Origin of the sequence: Flavobacterium limnosediminis JC2902, assembly GCF_000498535.1 — a bacterium.
In the GTDB taxonomy this organism is placed as follows: Bacteria; Bacteroidota; Bacteroidia; order Flavobacteriales; family Flavobacteriaceae; genus Flavobacterium; species Flavobacterium limnosediminis.
On sequence record NZ_AVGG01000002.1, the window covers coordinates 382,695 to 400,921 of the forward strand.

General features: G+C 41.9%; 13 protein-coding genes. 3 read left to right on the forward strand and 10 right to left on the reverse strand.

Features of this window, described 5'->3' with window-relative positions; genetic code table 11:
* Positions 1-66: 66 nt before the first annotated feature.
* From deoC to FLJC2902T_RS04540, 6 genes are all read right to left on the reverse strand, one after another.
* The gene (deoC, locus tag FLJC2902T_RS04515) at positions 67-810 is read right to left on the reverse strand and encodes a deoxyribose-phosphate aldolase (protein WP_035677148.1); all 744 of its coding nucleotides are present in this window, start codon (positions 808-810) and stop codon (positions 67-69) included.
* 47 nt (positions 811-857) lie between these two features.
* Positions 858-1,247 carry a VanZ family protein gene (locus FLJC2902T_RS04520; RefSeq protein WP_035677151.1) on the reverse strand — a complete coding sequence of 130 codons (390 nt, stop codon included), beginning with the start codon at positions 1,245-1,247 and terminating at the stop codon, positions 858-860.
* Positions 1,237-1,617: a glycine cleavage system protein GcvH gene (gcvH, locus tag FLJC2902T_RS04525; RefSeq protein WP_023578591.1), complete on the reverse strand. Its 381-nt coding sequence runs from the start codon at positions 1,615-1,617 to the stop codon at positions 1,237-1,239. Before gcvH ends, FLJC2902T_RS04520 begins: the two co-directional genes overlap by 11 nt.
* A gap of 61 nt (positions 1,618-1,678) precedes the next feature.
* The gene (gene sov / locus FLJC2902T_RS04530) at positions 1,679-8,968 is read right to left on the reverse strand and encodes a T9SS outer membrane translocon Sov/SprA (protein ID WP_035677249.1); all 7,290 of its coding nucleotides are present in this window, start codon (positions 8,966-8,968) and stop codon (positions 1,679-1,681) included.
* Between the two features lie 37 nt (positions 8,969-9,005).
* The gene (gene ruvA, locus FLJC2902T_RS04535; RefSeq protein ID WP_023578593.1) at positions 9,006-9,587 is read right to left on the reverse strand and encodes a Holliday junction branch migration protein RuvA; all 582 of its coding nucleotides are present in this window, start codon (positions 9,585-9,587) and stop codon (positions 9,006-9,008) included.
* Between the two features lie 92 nt (positions 9,588-9,679).
* The gene (locus tag FLJC2902T_RS04540; RefSeq protein WP_023578594.1) at positions 9,680-11,977 is read right to left on the reverse strand and encodes an NADP-dependent malic enzyme; all 2,298 of its coding nucleotides are present in this window, start codon (positions 11,975-11,977) and stop codon (positions 9,680-9,682) included.
* Between the two features lie 272 nt (positions 11,978-12,249).
* Here FLJC2902T_RS04540 and FLJC2902T_RS04545 point away from each other — a divergent pair, with 272 nt between their 5' ends.
* Together FLJC2902T_RS04545 and FLJC2902T_RS04550 are read left to right on the forward strand one after the other, a co-directional pair.
* Positions 12,250-13,416, forward strand: coding sequence for a phospholipase D-like domain-containing protein (locus FLJC2902T_RS04545; protein ID WP_051364236.1), 1,167 nt, complete (start codon positions 12,250-12,252; stop codon positions 13,414-13,416).
* Positions 13,413-13,838: a DUF2062 domain-containing protein gene (locus tag FLJC2902T_RS04550; RefSeq protein ID WP_035677152.1), complete on the forward strand. Its 426-nt coding sequence runs from the start codon at positions 13,413-13,415 to the stop codon at positions 13,836-13,838. The genes FLJC2902T_RS04545 and FLJC2902T_RS04550 overlap by 4 nt, the downstream gene beginning before the upstream one ends.
* Here FLJC2902T_RS04550 and queG read toward each other — a convergent pair.
* The 4 genes from queG to FLJC2902T_RS04570 form a co-directional block, all read right to left on the reverse strand.
* Positions 13,833-14,762: a tRNA epoxyqueuosine(34) reductase QueG gene (gene queG / locus FLJC2902T_RS04555; protein ID WP_035677153.1), complete on the reverse strand. Its 930-nt coding sequence runs from the start codon at positions 14,760-14,762 to the stop codon at positions 13,833-13,835. The two genes, FLJC2902T_RS04550 and queG, sit on opposite strands and share 6 nt — an antisense overlap.
* A gap of 339 nt (positions 14,763-15,101) precedes the next feature.
* Positions 15,102-16,124: a Holliday junction branch migration DNA helicase RuvB gene (gene ruvB, locus FLJC2902T_RS04560; protein WP_023578598.1), complete on the reverse strand. Its 1,023-nt coding sequence runs from the start codon at positions 16,122-16,124 to the stop codon at positions 15,102-15,104.
* A gap of 66 nt (positions 16,125-16,190) precedes the next feature.
* The gene (locus tag FLJC2902T_RS04565; RefSeq protein ID WP_051364237.1) at positions 16,191-16,499 is read right to left on the reverse strand and encodes a GNAT family N-acetyltransferase; all 309 of its coding nucleotides are present in this window, start codon (positions 16,497-16,499) and stop codon (positions 16,191-16,193) included.
* Complete coding sequence (locus FLJC2902T_RS04570; RefSeq protein WP_023578600.1) at positions 16,489-16,719, reverse strand: (4Fe-4S)-binding protein; 231 nt, start codon at positions 16,717-16,719, stop codon at positions 16,489-16,491. The genes FLJC2902T_RS04565 and FLJC2902T_RS04570 overlap by 11 nt, the downstream gene beginning before the upstream one ends.
* Positions 16,720-16,811: 92 nt before the next feature.
* Between FLJC2902T_RS04570 and FLJC2902T_RS04575 the strand changes: the two genes are divergently transcribed.
* Entirely contained in the window at positions 16,812-18,215 is a 1,404-nt protein-coding gene (locus FLJC2902T_RS04575) for an APC family permease (protein WP_023578601.1), read from the forward strand.
* Positions 18,216-18,227 lie beyond the last annotated feature (12 nt).

Consider the following 18,227-nt stretch of genomic DNA (forward strand, 5'->3'; position numbering starts at 1 on the left):
ATTGCATTTTATCAGATAATGTAACGCTTATTGCCGCAAAACAATTTAAGGGCAGGTCACTCGAATTCAGTAATCACTTTCGGATTTTTGTCCTGAAACTATGGCTTTCGCCGAAGAAGTCCCGATTCGTTTCACGCCAAGGGAAATCATTTCCAAAGCTTCTTCGTAAGTACGGACACCTCCTGCGGCTTTCACCGATAATGGAAACGCATTCTCAATCATTAATTTTACTTTCGGTACCGTTGCTCCATTGGGCAGTCCCTTTTTGGCTTCAAAAAAACCAGTGGAAGATTTTACGAATACCTGAGCGTACTGTTCTTCTTTAAAATTGGCAATGACAACATTTTTTATCAACGCCGTTAACTGCACAATCTCATGATCGTTCAATGCAGCCACTTCAATTATCCACTTCACAACTTTGTTATGAGAAAGGCCCAATCGCGTACCTTCCAGTACTTGCTTCTTTACCACATCGGTTTCACCTCTTTTGAATGCCTCATAATCCACGACGTAATCCAGGTCATCCGCACCATTCTTTATGGCAATGACTGCTTCCTTAAGCTTTTCATCCAGCAAACCGTTTCCTTTCGGGAAATCAATAACGGTTCCGACAGCAACTTTTGAATTTGCCGCCGACACCATTTCATTTGCAAGGGCGACCATTTCAGGACGCACCATTATCAGTTTAAATTTTTCATCGATGGCTTCCTGAATAAAACCCTTCACCACTTCAAGATTTTGAGCTTTTGTCAAACCAGCCTGAGAGGCTGTTTTCAAGTAGGTTGAATCCAAATAGTGTCTTATATCCATGCGATAAAAATAAAAAAATCCCACCGAAGTGGGAGATTTATTCTGTACTATTTTTTTGAAGCACTGTTCTTTGCGGATTTCGTCATAAAAAGCAAAACCAGAATCCCGACTAAACTGCCGGAGACATTGGCAATAACATCATAAACATCCGCTTTTCTGGAAGCAGTAAAGAGTTCCTGACCAATTTCAATGATTCCGCCATACAAAAAGGAAGAACCAAGAATGAAAAAAGCCTTTTGTCCGAAGGACCATTTAGGCAGTTCTTTCGTGAGAAACAAAAACCACAACAGGGTGAAGACAAAATAAAAAAAGAAATGTATCGTTTTGTCTTTACCAAAAACCGTCACTTTGGGAACTTCGTTCACACTGACAAGACAGGCCACGGCAATCGCCAACGTCCAGAGAACCGCTAAGAAAAATCTTCGCTTATGCTCCAATTAGCTCTTTGTATTCTTCGCTGGATAACAATGAATCGATTTCAGAAGCATCTGAAAGTTTCACTTTCACCATCCATCCTGCTCCGTAAGCATCTGAATTTACAGCCTCCGGAGTAGTTTCCAGCTCTTCATTGAACTCGATAATTTCACCTGAAAGAGGTAAAAACAAATCAGAAACTGTTTTAACAGCTTCAACAGTTCCGAAAACTTCATCTTTTGCTAAAGTCTGGTCTAACGTTTCAACTTCAACATAAACAATGTCTCCAAGTTCTTTTTGTGCGAAATCTGTAATTCCCACAGTCGCGATATCGCCATCAATGCTTACCCATTCATGGTCTTTTGTGTACTTTAAATTAGCTGGTATGTTCATTGTGTTTATTTTTATTCGACAAATGTATATTTATTCGGGTTAACAATAAAATGTTTTTAGTTTAATTTCCAAAGTTATATCGAAGCGTGAATCCCGAACGGATGTTGGTAATCGGGAAAGTCGTGGATATAACGGCCTTGGAGAACGAATGATCGTAATAGAAAATGGCAGTCAGGTTTTTATTGAACGCATAATCCGCCGTGAATTTAATAGACCAGATGTTTTGCCCTCCTCCTAACTGATTGTTTTCATAATCCAGATAACGGACAATTGTTTTGTTGTTTCGGAAAGAAACGTCGGCTTTCAGGTTCAGGTCACTTTTAATAACCCCGGTAGGATCATCCGAAAGCATCGAAGTGAACATCAAATCCTTAACACGGTAACCTAAACCTACTATATATTCATTCCCTTTTACCTCAGTTAACAGATTATTATCAAAACTCAGCGACAGTGCACGGTCTCTTTTCATTTCCGCCAGGACTTTGAACGAATTTTTCATTTCAAAATCCACACGCACCAACGGATTAAACTGCTCCACAAGGTTAATATTGGCAATAATTTTGTTCGCATAGAAATTCCCGAAACCATTATTATCCTGACCTAACGGATTATCATCATAATCAAAATTGGAACGGAACGAGTTAATCGTATAAGACGATCTGTAACCATGCTGCAAGGAGAAACGCTTGAACGAATCTTTAAACCACTTGTATCGCATCAAACCGGTGTACTTCACATTCCAGTTAGGAATCGGTATATCCCTGAATGTTTCCAACGATATTTTCGAAGCATCATGCCCTTTTTCGTGACTGACAAATCCTGTATAAGCAGACAGGAAAGACGGAATCAATACCTGCTGACTGTTTTTTCCGTATCCGATAGGGTAACCCTGATTAGAAACATAAAAAGCATAATTAGGATCGGTAGGAGCAGGAATCGGGTTAGCCGCATCTCCGTAACGTGGAATATTTCCTCCGTAATGGGATTCCGCCAGACGATTTGCAATAATCAATCTGTTATTCACGAAATCAGTAAATGGCGAAGAAACGTTTTCATCACTTTGCTTGAATGCCGTTTTAATCATCACGGTCGTAATCGAAAAATTACCAAATTCATAAGGAGAACGAGGATTGTATCGCCCGTCGGAGGAAACATCGTATTGCTCCGAATGGTTTTCACTCATGATACGATCAGCCAAAATATCAATTTTGAAATCCGGGAACGGCTCCAACTGTCCTGTAATGTTCAGGATTTTATTAGCAACCTGAGTAAAATTCTGATTGAATTCCGGATAGTATGTCAACCACCCGTTTCTGGCCGCATCGTAACGCACATCAGCCTGACTGCCCAACACGAAACCGACTGTAGGTTTTGAAGTCCCTAGGAAACCGACATTCTGCAGGTACCCAGGCAACATTGTCCCTTCATTTTGTGTATAATTTACCTGAAGCGTTTTCAATGCCGTAACCAAACCTATCATCCTTTCGGCAAACAAACTTCTTTCATCAGACACGTTGGTTGGGGCAGCCGTAACTTTCTGACCCGGTTTAGGAGCGGCAGGTTTAGCTTGCGGCTTAACATTCTTACTCTTCTTGGCCGTCAAACCTATATATTTATAAAACAGATCCATGTTTAGCGTCGTATTCAGCTTATGTGATCCCGCATTCTGAATAGTATTCCCTAACGAGTAGCCGTCCACGGAAGAAAGTGCATCGGAAGAACGCTGCCAACTATAATCACCCGTATACGAATAAACCGACTTCACAAATCCCAACACCGGAATTTTATTGATCGGCAAATCGTAATTGACAATCAATTGCTGGGTATGCATATTTGCCTCACCCATATTAAAATAATCATCCCAAACAGTTAGTTCATCAATAGGCATTCTGTTTTCGTCAAAATAGTTACGAACGATATTGTTAGTGACCACATTATAACTGAAACGCAATCCTTTGGAGAAACTATAATTGAAACCGTAATTGTAATTGAAGAGATAATTCCTTCTATACAACGGATCCAAACCGATACCTTCCACTTCCACCTGCCTGAACACTTGTTTGTTGTATTGACGAAGGATATTAGATGAGAAAGAAACCGTTGTTGGCAAAAAGTTGAAATTAAAATCACTCAACAATTTCCAGTAACTGCTTTTCTTCATGAATTTAGTACTCTTGAACGGCTCTACCGAATTCGGCTTAAACGCGAAGGCATAATCCGCTGAAGATTTTGTTTGCTGATCCAGCAAATTCTCTATCTGGAAATCATGATGCGTCATTTCGTTGAAGGAATGCGACAATGTAAGATTTTCAGGATCGTAAAAATGTTGTTTTTGTTCCGGAGCTCTTTCCTTCTTAACACCGATGAAATTGATACTGGTTCGTTTGGTATAATCAATGGCGCGGTTTTCGATGTTCGATCTCTCGGCAGCATCCTGCGTCACATCCAACAACTGTTCCAGTTCGATATCCTGATAAAAAGGATCGTATTTCGGCGTTATGGTTTCTTCACCCACCGCGTAATTGAACGGAATGGTCAATCCCCATTTTTTCGGAAGCAATTTACCGGCATTAACATTAGTCACCACATTATACTGAATAACATCCTCACGACTGCGTTCATTCGGACCTTCTTCCAACCCACCGAAACCTATGGTTGTTCTTCTTCCGGCTGCAGAAAGGTTAGCAAAATCAGCAAAGTTGGTATCCATACTAGCTACGGCCGCCCAACCGCCCTTGTTATCCATGTCAGACATACGAAGTTCGTTAAACCAAACTTCTCCGCGTATTGTTTTACCCGGATTGGTTCTGTTTCTGACTCCAATCATTAACGTTCGCACCAAACCGAAATTCGGATTTCCTTTTACCCCGATGCGTAGCAGGTTTTCTTTACCGGCCAATGAGCCATCAAGATAATCCTCATTTACAAACTGGACCCCATCGGTTATATCATCATCAGGAGGAACATTCCCTTGTAATGCTAATATTTTCAGTTGAGTAAGTAACGATAACGACAAGTCTATTTCATTAGCCGTTGGCCACACTCTGGTCGGATCCGTTTCCCCGAAAGCGGTTGGTTTCAACGGAATCTGAACCTCATAGAAATTCTCACTGAAGTCATTTCCAAAACGAAGGAAGGCAACCATTTCGTCATTTTGCAGATCACTGCTCGTTTCAAGTGATTCCGCATGCACAAACATTCTCAGTTTCTTGAACTGACGCATGTCCACACTTACATTTTTAAAAACGGAACGGGCATCTTTTTCTTCCAATCCGCCAGTTGGCGAACCGTCTTTACTGTAAACGCGTAAAGAAAGTGACTGTTCGTTCTGATCAATAATCGAGTTATTGTTGTTTAACTGCTCGCGCTCCACACCCGGAGGCATCACGTAAGGAATCGGAGTTCTGTCTCCGTTCTCCTGTATATTCAGGGAAGTTACATCGAAAGCGGTATTATCGTCGGAGACATCCGGATCATTGTTGTCCATAGACGACAGATAGCGTCTCCATTCGCCACGCACTAAATCAAGTGAACCGAAACGAAGCGTTAACTCCTCCTGGAAATCTGTTAGGAACATTCGCATAAAACGAATCGAACGGAAATCGGATATCGAACCAATTGTATTAGCATCTGTAGCTTCTAAAATCGGAACTTTATACAATACCCATCGTACTTTGGTCGTTCCGTTTGTTATCGGCACAGCATCATTCACCCTTGTATCAACCACATAATTCTGACCAATTACAGGATTCGGCTGAATCGGAACTTCAAATTTATAATACGCATTTATGGTATTCATTGTGTTATCACGATTCACGTCTTCCACATCCGGTAATGTAGTGGAACCTCTGTCGGTATCCGACAAACTCACCGGTGAATTCCCTTCCACACCATTGTAGTTTCTGTAACGCTCAAGTACGCCACCGCCTGCGCTTAAATAATATTGATAATTATCGTATGAAGGATCGGGATTGACTCCAAATGCAGGATACTTAACCGCTTCTTCCGCATCCCCTAATCCGTTTAACCCGACATCCTGAACCGCACGGTTACCCTCATCGGAATCAAAAGCGTAAATTAAGGATTGCGCTGACGGGATTTTACCCCAGTTGGTACTGTAAGTTGGCAAAGTGGAACCTACTTCAGGCAAACCATTTTCGTATAATTTCCTGCCGTCGTTAAGAATATCTTCGGAAATCTCACCCAAGTTGATTGTCAGTTTTCCGGTATTGGTTAGCGGAGTAATATCTTCGGGATTTTGTCCGTAATAAGGGTCCATCATCCAAAACTGGATGTATTCCACATTGGATTGTTCAAAGTTGGTGGAATTAATCGAACGCATGATACCGCCCCAGTTGTTAGTCGGATTAGCCAAAGCATTTGTTGCAGGATCGGCTAACGGGCTATAATTGTACGGTCCTCTTTCATCTGGGTAATATGTCATATCCAAGGTACTGACAACAGTAGACTGCCCCTGAGCGATATCAACATTGGGATACAATTCGTCGCTGTAAATTCGTCGCACCCTATTGGAGCGCAAATCAGCTTCCGAGATTCCGGACGGTCGCTGCGACTCGACATAGAACACCGGATCAATAGTATACCATGACAATTTAGCTCTTTTGTACCCTACCGATAAGTCATCCGAAGGCGGACTCGTCGCTTCACCGGGAACACCGTCCAAATCGCCCTCCAAAGGAACACTTGCCAAAGACCAGGCTTGCGGAGAACGCATGTCTATGGTTGATTGCGAACCTTCAAAATCGTCAATATAAATTGTGGCTTCCCCGTTAAAACTGTCATTTTTGGGAGCATCCGGCATTAGATAAGCAAACTCACCACGGAATGAAAAATTGGAAGGCACATCGGTATCAAGATTCGGCAATTTATTTACCATACGGGTAAAGAACGGAACCTCGGTAGAGAAATTCCCGTTTACACCCACTATCGTATTGTTTACCGATTCCTGACCGTAGTTTGATTTTTGTGTGAATGGTTTTTCAGACATACGTAGGAATGATCCTCCCACCTGAAATTTATCACTGAATTTATGTTCCACATTCAATCCGTAAAAACGTCTGGTTTGTTGTCCGAAAACGGAGTTATTTTCAAGAGACACATCGATTGGCTGATTAGCTAAAGTCGGATCCAGAATCTGCACGCGGCCTCTCTGATAATCCACGGTATAATCCACTCCCTCCACCAAAACACGTCCGCCGGTGGAAACTACAACAGAACCCTGAGGCACATTGAATGCACCGATAGAAATTCCGTCGCCGCCTGTCGATTTGAACCTTCCTTTTAACTGGAACTTATTCTTGTCACTGTCCTGTAGTGCCAGAGCTTGTGTTTTCTTATATAAATTACGGAATACGTATTTCGTCTGGTTGGGATTGTAACCGGTTAGCGGATCATCATAATTTTCTAATGGACCAGTTCTTAATTTCTCGAATAACAATTTACCGAAAGGTTCCACCGTGGTAAAAATAAGGCGCCCGTTTTGCGTGTCGACGGTCATACCCTGAATAAAATCGAAGAAACCATCGCCCCCTTTCTGAAGGTCATTGGTGTAATTCAACTTATCTAAATTAAAAACTTTTAACAATGGTGTTTCGATTACATTGTTTTCTGGATTTACAGGGTCGTTTGGCGGAAATGATGTCCCTTCAACCGGAGTAATATAATTTAACGGTGACGGATCGGTATAAAGAATGTTGAATCTGAAATCCTCCTGCGACAACTGATAAGCGCCCGGAATCTGATAAATGTTTTTCATCATTAAATTCCAAACCGGCTGATCGATATTATTCAGATTGCTTTTCAGCATTTTCAATATCAAACTCTGTGACGTAGGAACTCCTGAATTTACCTGGGTAGCATCCACACCATCCGTTCCGAATTCACCTACCTGATAAATTTCATCCCCAATACTGTACTGAAAAGCGACAGCCAAAACTTCATCATTCGCCAATCGTTGGTTTAAGGAAATATATCCCAATTGCGGATGAAAAGTATAATCGCTCGGTGCCAATTTACGGGCATTCTCCAATTTCGCATAATCCCTGCCTTCCACAGTGGCTACAGGCGGATTGAACCCATTGGCTGAAGTGGCGATGTCCCTAATTGCCGAATTCAGCAAACCTGTAGGTGTCCCCACAAGCGCCGGATCAAAAAGGTTATTCGCATTATCGGAAGGCACATTGAAAGTCGTTCCGTTATAAAAGTTGGGAATGCTCTGGTTATGCACCCCTACGGTTGATGCAGAGATATCTGCACCGGTGGCCGGATCGGTTAACTGACCTTCTCCCAAATCCTGCAGGGCTAGAATATTTCTTAAGTTATTGTCGGTGGCATTAATACGGTTTTGTTTATTGGTAATCCAAACCTCGATACGTGTAATCTGAGCCCTGCTGCTGATAACCGGATAGGTTTTTAAGGCTTCGTCGTATTTATTGCGGAAATATTGTGAAAGGAAGTAGTGTCTGTCGGAATCATAATCCAAGGCGAACAATTCGAAATCCTGCAATGTTCCTCCGCCCTGTGCGGTGACCGATTTGGTTTGCGATTTTTGCTCTGAGAAAACCCCTGTTACCGTTGTTCTACCGAACTGCAATTCTGTTTTAACTCCAAACAAACTCTGAGCCCCTCGAATTAAAGAACTGTTCAGTGGAAAACTCACGTTACCGACTTCAATTTTTTTGATGATGTCGTCTTCCGTCGGAGTGTATTCCAATTTGATCAGGTTTTGGAAGGCGAAAGTGGACTGGGTGTCATAATTGACATTAACCATTAAACGCGTTCCAACTTTCCCCTGCATGCTCAAACTGATTCGCTGATCGAAATCAAAGGTAAGACTCTTTCTGTTTCTCGGGGAAAAGGAAGGATTGTCCTGTTTGGTAAACCGGATTCCCAAGTCCATTTCAACGGATCCTGTAGGTTTGACATCAATGGTATTGCCGCCGAAGATAGTTTCAAAGAAGCCTGAATTCACATAATATCTTGGCAAAAGGTCTTTTTTAGCTTCCTCCGAGCCGGCTTTCTTACCGTCGATAGCGTCAAGTTTCTTCTGATAATACTCCCGCATGGATTCACGGGTCAGAAGTTCTTCGTACTCCGCGGGCGTTAAAACAATCGGATAATTGATATTGAAACCATCGAAGGTTTTGGTATAAATATAGCGATCGGTCGCCGGGTCATACGTATATGCTTCAGTAATACTCTGCGGATTACCCAATTGCAATTGTCCCAAATCGACACCGGTTTTTACCGAATCCGTTTCTTCTTCATCAACTTGCGCGTGAACGGAAACACCGAAAAACAATACCAGTAGGACTACCTTAATTGTCTTTATTTTGAAAAAGTTTTTAATGTATTGCGTTTTCAAATGACTACAGGTTTTTTAAAGCTAGTTTAATAATAGTTTCCACAGAAGCATTCCCATCTTCCTTTACGATTTTATCGACTACTTTTTCAGCCGGTTTTCGGGCAAACCCTAAAACTTCCAAAGCAGATAACGCTTCATCTCTGTTTGTATTGCTTTGCGAAAAGGATGTTTCATCCAAATTGTAAATTTTCAGTGCCTTTTCTTTCAGATCCAGAATAATCCGTTGCGCCGTTTTGGCACCGATTCCTTTTATGGATTGCACGGTTGCCACATCTCCGGAGGCAATGGCCTGTATAATCTGCTGGGGAGTTATGGAGGACAACATGGTTCTTGCCGTACTCGCACCCACTCCGGAAACGGATAATAATAGTTTAAACAGCTCGCGTTCTGCTTTTTCAACAAAACCGAATAACGTATGCGCATCTTCTTTAACCTGCAGAAACGTAAACAGCTTCAGATGGTCGGAATCCGGCAGTAAGGAAAAGGTATGTAATGAAATATTAATATGATAACCCACTCCGTTGCAGTCAATTACAACTTCGGTAGGCGTTTTTTCCACTAATTTCCCCTGAATGTGTGCTATCATACGTATGTATTAATCGATCAAAAATAAGAAAAATCTTTTATCCTGATAATCAGAACCGCAGAAGTAACTGAGAATCGGATAAAAGATTCCTTTTAATTATTTTTTTGTGCTTGTTTAAGTCTTTTTTCTTTCTCTTGGGCATCCACTACGGCCACAGCTGCCATGTTAACCATTTCTTCCACACTGGCTCCCAATTGGAAAATATGAACCGGCTTGTCTAACCCCATCATGATCGGTCCGATAGACATCACCTTGTTCAGTTCTTTCAACATTTTATAGGTGATATTTGCCGCATCCAGGTTAGGAAACACCAACGTGTTCACCTTCTTATTTGCCAGTTTCGAGAATGGGAATTTACTGGCCAGCATTTCCTGATTCAGTGCGAAATCGGTTTGGATTTCTCCGTCTACAATTAAATCCGGGTGCTGTTCGTGCAAAATTGCCACCGCTTTTCTGATTTTAACGGCGCTTTCATCAGATGAAGAACCGAAATTAGAAAACGACACCATCGCGATAACCGGTTCCATACCGAACATTCGTACCGTTTTGGCAGCCATTAATGCTATTCTTGCCAAATCTTCGGATGACGGGTTCGGGTTAATGGCCGTGTCCGCTAAAAATACCGGACCTCTTTTGGTCATCATCATATTTGTTGTAGCAATTCGGCTTACTCCCTGTTGCTTTGGTATTAACTCCAGCATTGGTTTCACCACCGTCGGATAACTTCTGGAATACCCGGTAACCAAAGCATCCGCTTCACCTTCGTTCACCATCATGGCTGCGAAATAATTACGCTCCCGCATCCATTTTTGGGCATCCAGTAATGACGTTCCTCTTCTTCTTCTCGATTCCCAATACGCATTGGCAAAACGATTTCTTCTCTCTTCTTCTTCTTTGGTTTTCGGATCGATGATAACTACATCCTCATCAAAACCGATTTCTTCTTTCAGCTCTAAGATAGTTTCCTTATTCCCCAATAAAATGGGTGTTCCGATACCTTCTTCCATAACGATTTGAGCGGCTTTCAACACATCTAGGTGATCGGCCTCAGCAAAAATCACTCTTTTAGGTTCGGTTTTCGCACGGTTGATCAACAAACGAACCATTTTATTATCGGAGCCCATTCGTTCCAGCAATTCCTCACGGTATTTGTCCCAATCCGTAATCGGAGCTGTTGCTACTCCCGATTCCATGGCTGCTTTTGCAACCGCTGGCGGCACTTCGGCAATTAAACGCGGATCGAATGGTTTCGGAATAATATAATCACGGCCGAAAGTCAGTTTCGTTTCACCGTAAGCGATATTAACCTGCTCAGGAACCGAAGCTTTCGCCAGATTCGCCAAAGCAATTACCGCCGCTTTTTTCATTTCTTCGTTGATTTTCGTTGCGCGAACGTCAAGCGCTCCACGGAAAATGAACGGGAAACCAAGTACGTTGTTCACCTGATTAGGATGATCGGAACGACCGGTTGCCATAATAATATCTTTTCTCGTTGCGATGGCCAAATCGTATCGGATTTCCGGGGTTGGATTCGCCATGGCAAAAACTATAGGGTTATCCGCCATACTCAACAACATTTCAGGAGTTACGATATCACCCGAAGATAATCCGATGAACACATCGGCACCTTTCATGGCATCTCCCAAGCCATCGAATTGTTTATCGGTGGCATACGCTCGCTGCATTTCCGAAATTTTCGGATCGTCTTTGCGTAAGGCTCCCTTACTGTTAAACATCACAATATTTTCGCGTTTCACACCAAAAGAAACATACAGATTCGCACAAGCGATGGCTGCCGAACCTGCTCCGGACACTACCATTTTCACTTCACCCATTTTCTTTCCGGCCAATTCCACCGCATTCAGCAAGGCTGCCGAGGAAATGATGGCCGTTCCGTGTTGGTCGTCGTGCATTACCGGAATATTCAGTTCTTCCACCAAACGTCTTTCGATTTCGAAAGATTCCGGTGCTTTGATATCTTCTAAATTGATTCCACCGAAAGTCGGCGCAATATTTTTTACCGTTTCTATGAATTTTTCAACGTCTTTGGTATCCACTTCGATGTCAAAAACATCAATATCGGCGAAGATCTTAAACAAAAGTCCTTTTCCTTCCATCACGGGTTTTGAAGCTTCGGGACCAATATCCCCTAAACCTAAAACTGCGGTACCGTTTGAAATAACAGCTACTAAATTTCCTTTTGCGGTATATTTATAAACGTTGTTAACGTCTTTTTCGATTTCTAAACAAGGCTCGGCAACTCCCGGAGAATAGGCCAATGCCAAGTCTCTTTGTGTAGCATATTTTTTAGTAGGAACAACCTGGATTTTACCCGGGGTGGGTTTGGCGTGGTATAATAAAGCTTCTCTTCTTTTACTGTCTTTGTGCATGGTTTGTTTATTTACTAACTAACAAAGATAAAAGGATGAAGAGAATAATTGAAATTTTTAACCCTATTCTTTGAAAAAGTTTTCTTTCATTCTCATTTGCAATTAATTACGTTTATTTTTAAGTAATTTAGTTTTAACCAAATTCCGTTTTACACGATTAAAGACACTCAAAAAAAATAAGAAATAAAAAACAGTTGCCCATCTTATTAATTATTCTTACATTGTTAACACTCAAGCTTTTACCAAATAACATCAATTTTAAATGGGTAAAAATGGAAAAAAGCAGTCAACACAACCTTACCACAGAAACCATAACGCTTGTCTATAGCGGAGGGGATTATTTTGACCGCCTTGAAAAATTAATCAATGAAGCCAGTACCGAAATTCATTTCCAAACCTACATTCTGGAAGACGATGCTACCGGAAATAAAATAATCAACGCATTGAAAAAAGCAGTCCTAAGGAAGGTAAAGGTATTTCTTTTACTGGACGGATTGGGATCGCGGGCTTTATCAGAGAAATTTGTAAATGATTTAAGACTGAGCGGTATTCAGTTTCGTTTTTTTTCACCGTTATTTTCCTATCATACTTTTTACTTCGGAAGAAGACTGCACCATAAAATTGTGGTCGCTGATGCCAAAACCGTTTTAATCGGCGGTATTAATATTGCAAAAAAATACGAAGGCAATACAACCGAAGTTCCCTGGCTCGATTATGCCGTTATGATTAACGACACAACTGTCGGAAAGCAGGCGCAAGCAATCTGTCACTACTATTTTTTAAAGAAAAGAAATCGGATTTTTAAGAAAAAACAAACGGGATATCTGCAAAATCAGACTATAGCAAAACTGCTTCAAAATGATTGGCTTCGGCGAAAAAACGAAATCCAAAGTTCCTATCTTAAATCCATCCAAATGGCGCAAACAGAAATCATTATTGTATGCGGCTATTTTCTGCCCGGAAGAAAACTGACCCAGACACTTAAAAAAGCTGCGGAAAGAAAAGTCCGTATTCTTCTGATCCTTTCGGGTATATCCGATGTTCCTCTGGTAAAAAGCGCCATCAGTTTCTACTATGCTTTTTTACTTCGGAACAACATCGAACTGTATGAATGGAACCAATCCATTTTACACGGAAAGTCCGCTGTTGTTGACCGAAAATGGACCACCATCGGCTCTTTCAACCTAAACCATTTGAGTTCCCATGCCAGTATTGAAACGAATGTCGGAATCCATTCCGTTCCGTTTGCTGAAATGTATCAGAAGCATTTGGAAGATATCATTTCACAATGCAACCAAATCACTTCCGAATCTTTTCAGCCGCAAAATAAATTACTGCCACGATTCAAACAGTGGATTTCATATTACATCGTCAGGTTTTTCGAAACACTGCTCACCTTTTTGCCGTACAATCGATTTTTAAAAAATAGTTTGAAATGAAATGGAAAGCCGTAGTCGATTTCTTTTGGAAGATCGCCAAATCACACGACAGCACCGAGGAGATTGCCTGGGGCGCGGCGATTGGCACTTTCATAAGCGTATTTCCGACTTTTGGTTTTGGAACCCCGCTTGTCGTTGTGTTGAGCCGGGTGTTTAAATTCAATCTGGCAATTGCAGTGGCCACCAGCGTTATTTCTAATCCATTCACGAGTCCTTTTTTCATGCTTATGAATTATGAAGTCGGCGCGATACTTCTCAATCATTCGATTGCATTTGACATTGATAACTGGAAAGAAAATCTGAAAGATACCGGCCTGACCATTTTGATAGGATCAGTTATAGTCAGCGGATTCATGGCTGTATTGGCGTATTACTTTTCGAAATACATGGTTTTGCGATTCCGCAATAAAAAGAAATTATGATTGTTTAAGAAAATCGATATTTCGCTTCAGGCCGGATATTTTGGCTCGCTTCAAAGGAGAATTAGTAAACACTTTTTCGAAGGTTTCCTGAGTAATTTCTTCCCAGTCTTTCTTCGAATAGGAAAGTAATTCGGGATACGGTTTAAACAGTGGCTCGCTGTGTGCTTTTGAGAATTTGTTCCAAGGACACACATCCTGGCACACATCACAACCGAACATCCAATCGTCGAGCTTTCCTTTCATCTCTGCCGGAAGATTATCTTGCAACTCAATCGTATAATAGGAGATACACTTACTACCATCTACCACATAGGGTGCGACAATGGCTTCAGTCGGGCAGGCATCGAGACAAGCCGTGCACGAACCGCAATGGTCTGTTGTAGCGTGGTCGTATTCCAAATCCAAATCCACAATTAATTCGGCGATAAAATAAAAAGAACCGACTTTTTGCGTCAACAAATTACTGTTCTTACCTATCCACCCCAGACCGCTTTTAGCTGCCCAGGCTTTGTCCATTACCGGTGCAAAATCTACAAAAGCCCTACCGGAAACATCCCCGATCTCGGCTTTGATATAATTGAGCAGTTTTTTTACTTTCTTCTTAATTACATTATGATAATCTTTACCATAAGCATATTTTGAAATCTTATAACTTTCTTCGTTTTGCAGTTCCGGAGGATAGTAGTTCAGCAATAGGGAAATTACGCTTTTGGAATCATCAACAAGCAACGTAGGATCTAAGCGCTTGTCGAAATAATTTTCCATAAAACTCATTTCACCATGGTAGTTTTGCTTTAGCCAACGTTCCAAACGCGGGGCTTCTTCTTCGAGAAAACCCGCTTTGGAGATACCGCAAGACAAAAACCCGAGGCGCTTGGCTTCGGATTTGATCATTTGGGTGTATTTTGATTGCTGGCTTATCATTTGAGATGCTCTAAAAATATATTTTTAAAATCACGCTGACTTCGCAGATTGTTGCAGATTTTACTTTCGTGGAATGCATTTTGTCATTTGAAATGCGTTAAAAATTATTTTATGAAAATCACGCAGACTTCACGGATTTCCGCAGATTTTCTGTTATGCGTTTATTACCTGAAGTGCACTAAAAAATCACTTTATGAAAATCACGCGGATTTTACAGATTGGCAGATCTTAATGTTCTTGGCCCGCATTAGGGATAGAGCAATTGTCTGAGCTCTTTTTTAGTGGAGCTTGCGGAACTAAAAAAAGCGAGTGCGAAAGCCCGACCCAAAGGGGAATGCCCTAAAAAAGTCCGCCCTGGATATTCGTTTTAACTTTTCCAAGATGTTTATACGCTTTCTCGGTAGCTTCTCTTCCTCTTGGCGTACGCATGATGAACCCTTCCTGAATTAAGAACGGTTCGTATACTTCTTCGATGGTTTCACCGCTTTCGGAAACTGCGGTTGCCAGGGTTGTGAGACCAACAGGCCCACCTTTGAACTTATCGATGATGGTGGTCAGGATTTTGTTATCCATTTCGTCGAGACCGTTTGCATCCACGTGTAACGCTTTCAAAGCGTAGCGGGCAATTTCGATATCGATTTTTCCGTTGCCTTTAATTTGGGCGAAATCCCGAACACGACGCAACAAGGCATTGGCAATACGAGGAGTTCCACGGCTTCGACCTGCAATTTCGATGGCGGCTTCCATGGAAATCGGCACATTTAAAATTGACGAGCTTCGCTGAACGATCGTCGTTAGCAATTCGGTATTGTAATATTGCAAGCGGCTTTGGATTCCGAAACGCGCGCGCATGGGCGCTGTCAGTAAACCGGAACGTGTTGTGGCACCTACCAAGGTAAACGGATTCAGGTTGATCTGTACCGTTCGGGCATTGGGTCCGCTTTCAATCATGATGTCAATCTTGAAATCCTCCATGGCGGAATACAGGTATTCTTCCACAATCGGACTAAGGCGATGAATTTCGTCAATGAATAAAACGTCGCGTTCTTCCAGATTGGTCAGTAATCCGGCCAAATCACCCGGTTTGTCCAAAACAGGTCCGGAAGTGATTTTGATGCCCACGCCCAATTCGTTGGCCAAAATATTTGCCAAGGTGGTTTTTCCCAATCCGGGAGGTCCGTGAAAAAGGGTATGATCTAAAGCATCACCACGCTGATTGGCCGCTTCCACGAAAATTTTGAGATTTTCCAATACCTGATCCTGTCCTGTAAAATCATCAAAACTTAGCGGGCGCAATGCCTTTTCAATATCAACTTCCTGCGGGGTAAAACGGTCTTTATTGGGATTCAGATTTTCATTCATGGGACAAAGATAGAAAGAAAGTAATCAGATTGCAGCGTTCCGTTGGCAGATTCTGAAACCTGAAAATCAAACATTATAACCCGGCGCAAGAATTTCCTTCCATTCCGGATGCCTTTTGATGTACGCAGCCACAAAGGGACAAAGTGGCGCCAACGGATACCCTTTCTCTTTTATCCATTGCAAGGTTTTTAAGGCTAAGGCAGATCCGACACCTTTGCCTTCCAAAACCTTCGGCACTTCGGAATGCGTCAGAAAAATGATGTTTTGTTTGGTGATCTTGTACTCGGTAAAAGCGATATGCCCATCCACTTCGAGTTCGAAACATTCTTTTTCTTCGTTTATCCGGATTGACAACCCGTCCAGTTTATGCTCCATTTTTATCTTTATTATAATAGAATGATAAAGCGCCTGATGGGCATTTTTTCACCTGTTCCACAATTTCATCCGAACTGGCTCCACGGGCATTAATCCATGGTTGTACTTTGGCACGGAAAACCTCCGGCAAACCACGTACACAATTTCCGGAATGCTGACACAAATGTTGCTTCCAAACTATAGTAACCTCACCGTTTGAGTATTCTTTTTCACTTTCCATAATCGTAAGAATTTAGCTTTATGAAAGTTACAAAAAAAAGCTTCACAAAAAGTTATGTTTTCATATCTTTAGACCGATTTAACAAAAATTTTATGCAAGACGAAAACCAACATCTGAAACGCGAATTGGGATTACTGGACGGAACCATGCTGGTGGTGGGTTCCATGATAGGATCCGGAATTTTTATTGTGAGTGCTGACATTGCCCGACAGGTGGGATCCACGGCCTGGTTATTGATCATCTGGTTGTTCTCCGGACTGATCACTATTATTGCTGCGGTGAGTTATGGCGAATTGAGTGCCATGTTCCCGAAAGCGGGCGGACAATATGTGTATTTGAAAGAAGCTTACAATAAACTCATAGCCTTTTTGTACGGATGGAGCTTCTTCGGCGTGATTCAAACCGGAACCATTGCTGCCGTTGGGGTTGCTTTTTCGAAATTTGCCGCTTATCTGGTTCCTGCCGTAAGTGATGAAAATGTTCTATACGAAATAGGTTCCTTTAAGCTTAATGCGGCTCAGTTGGTTTCTATTTTCACCATCATATTACTGACCTTCATTAACAGCCGAGGGGTAAAAAACGGAAAAATACTCCAGACCGTTCTGACCATTATTAAAATAGCGTCGTTGTTAGGGTTGATCATTTTCGGATTAATGGCCGCCAAAGCCAATGTTTGGGATGCGAACTGGACGGATGTCTGGGCCACAAAATCATTTAATGCCGAAACAGGTTCCTGGCTTCCCATTTCCGGAACAGCCTTGATTACCGGAATTTCTGCTGCAATGGTGGGATCCTTGTTTTCGAGCGATGCCTGGAACGGGGTTACGTTTATTGCCGGTGAGATTAGAAATCCGCAGCGCAATGTAGGATTGAGTCTGTTTTTAGGAACGTTTATCGTGACCATTATTTATGTTATGGCCAATGTGATGTATGTTGCCGTAGTGCCTTTGGAGGAGATTGCCTTTGCGAAATCGGATCGTGTGGCCGTGGTGGCTGCCAATAATATTTTCGGAAATATCGGCACATTGATTATCGCCATCATGATTATGATTTCCACTTTTGCCTGCAACAACGGATTAATTATGGCTGGAGCGCGTGTGTATTATACGATGGCAAAAGACGGTTTGTTCTTTAAGAAGGCGGCGCATCTGAATGAATTCAGCGTACCGGCTTGGGCGCTTTGGGCACAATGTGTCTGGGCATCCGCCTTATGTCTGACCGGAAAATACGGCGACTTATTGGACTTCGTGGTGATCATCGTATTGATTTTCTATATCCTGACCATTTACGGCATCTTCATTCTGCGTAAAAAACAACCCGATGCAGAACGACCTTACAAAGCGTTTGGTTATCCGTTCTTACCGCTGTTTTATATAATAACGGCTTCGGCAATCAGTATTTCACTTTTGATTACCAAATTCTCGACCTGTGGTTGGGGTGTACTGATAATGCTGACTGGGATTCCTGTGTATTATTTGACTAAATCGAAAGAGTAATTTTTTTTATCC

Coding starts and splice junctions, on each gene's coding strand:
- deoC (WP_035677148.1), bottom strand. CDS start 810: ATGGATATAAGACACTATTTGGATTCAACCTACTTGAAAACAGCCTCT.
- FLJC2902T_RS04545 (WP_051364236.1), top strand. CDS start 12,250: ATGGAAAAAAGCAGTCAACACAACCTTACCACAGAAACCATAACGCTT.
- FLJC2902T_RS04565 (WP_051364237.1), bottom strand. CDS start 16,499: ATGGAGCATAAACTGGACGGGTTGTCAATCCGGATAAACGAAGAAAAA.
- queG (WP_035677153.1), bottom strand. CDS start 14,762: ATGATAAGCCAGCAATCAAAATACACCCAAATGATCAAATCCGAAGCC.
- FLJC2902T_RS04550 (WP_035677152.1), top strand. CDS start 13,413: ATGAAATGGAAAGCCGTAGTCGATTTCTTTTGGAAGATCGCCAAATCA.
- FLJC2902T_RS04570 (WP_023578600.1), bottom strand. CDS start 16,719: ATGGAAAGTGAAAAAGAATACTCAAACGGTGAGGTTACTATAGTTTGG.
- ruvA (WP_023578593.1), bottom strand. CDS start 9,587: ATGATAGCACACATTCAGGGGAAATTAGTGGAAAAAACGCCTACCGAA.
- FLJC2902T_RS04575 (WP_023578601.1), top strand. CDS start 16,812: ATGCAAGACGAAAACCAACATCTGAAACGCGAATTGGGATTACTGGAC.
- ruvB (WP_023578598.1), bottom strand. CDS start 16,124: ATGAATGAAAATCTGAATCCCAATAAAGACCGTTTTACCCCGCAGGAA.
- gcvH (WP_023578591.1), bottom strand. CDS start 1,617: ATGAACATACCAGCTAATTTAAAGTACACAAAAGACCATGAATGGGTA.
- FLJC2902T_RS04540 (WP_023578594.1), bottom strand. CDS start 11,977: ATGCACAAAGACAGTAAAAGAAGAGAAGCTTTATTATACCACGCCAAA.